The 785-nt window shown below is 49.3% G+C and carries 1 protein-coding gene and 1 pseudogene; both read right to left on the bottom strand.

Going from position 1 to position 785, the window contains the following annotated elements; all coding sequences use genetic code 11:
• Nucleotides 1-402: pseudogene (locus ACM6J5_RS20425) on the bottom strand (hypothetical protein); the annotation flags it as partial.
• Between the two features lie 7 nt (nucleotides 403-409).
• A partial coding sequence (locus ACM6J5_RS20420; RefSeq protein ID WP_414929221.1) for a hypothetical protein occupies nucleotides 410-785 on the bottom strand: 376 nt, incomplete at its 5' end.

Below are 785 nucleotides of genomic sequence, written 5' to 3'. Positions count from 1 at the left end.
CAAATAGGGGAAGACGTATTTGATGTACAAATACAGAGCGATTGTAGGTATGGCGGGAATGATCCACATAAATATATAGTCGACGGTATTCAGGTGATCACCGTTACCGAGAAATAATGATATGTAATTTCCGCCGATATAGTAAATTGTTGCAATGAGCATCCATATTAATAAAGCTCCTCCAATGCCGGGAATTAAAGTAATCAATCCTCGCTTTTCGTCGTTTGGTGTGCGCACATCAATATAGGTTAAATTATAGGCATACAGCGAATCGTTGTCCGAAATCGCGTGGGAAACCGATTGAGTTACCCGGATCGGCGGTAGCTTTTCTTCGTTCGCTATTTGTTGGTCAGCTTCTCTCGCCAATGCTTCGTAATCAGTCGTCGCACGCCCGTCGTACATAAGCCACTCAAAAAAGTACATTAGAAGGTCGCCTCGATAGCTTTTGAAGATTTTTTAGCTCTTGCTCTACGGATAATGGGGTTCCGCTGCTTTTATTCCTGCCCTCGAAGTGCAGTTGTCCCAGCCTCGCCTTGAACACCAAGGCCCGCGCAGTGTTAAGCGGGCCGTCCAGTCTGGACGCCGCGCTGCTTTGCAGCAGGCGGGTGCCGAAGGTGTTGGTCAGCAGCACCGCGCCGCTGAGTCGGAGGGTGGGGTTACTGAAACCCCAGTAATCGGCTGAATCGGATTTCATGGGATCAGCGACCTGCATCCTCAATGGAGCGAGGAAACCTTGGCTCGTAACACAACAGCAGGGAGACCCAATGGCCACAGGCATGCACAAT

Source organism: Pseudomonas sp. IT-P74 (assembly GCF_949768175.1).
Taxonomy (GTDB): Bacteria; Pseudomonadota; Gammaproteobacteria; order Pseudomonadales; family Pseudomonadaceae; genus Aquipseudomonas.
The sequence above is the reverse complement of the archived record's forward strand: the minus strand, read 5'-3'. Positions and strand labels throughout refer to the sequence as shown.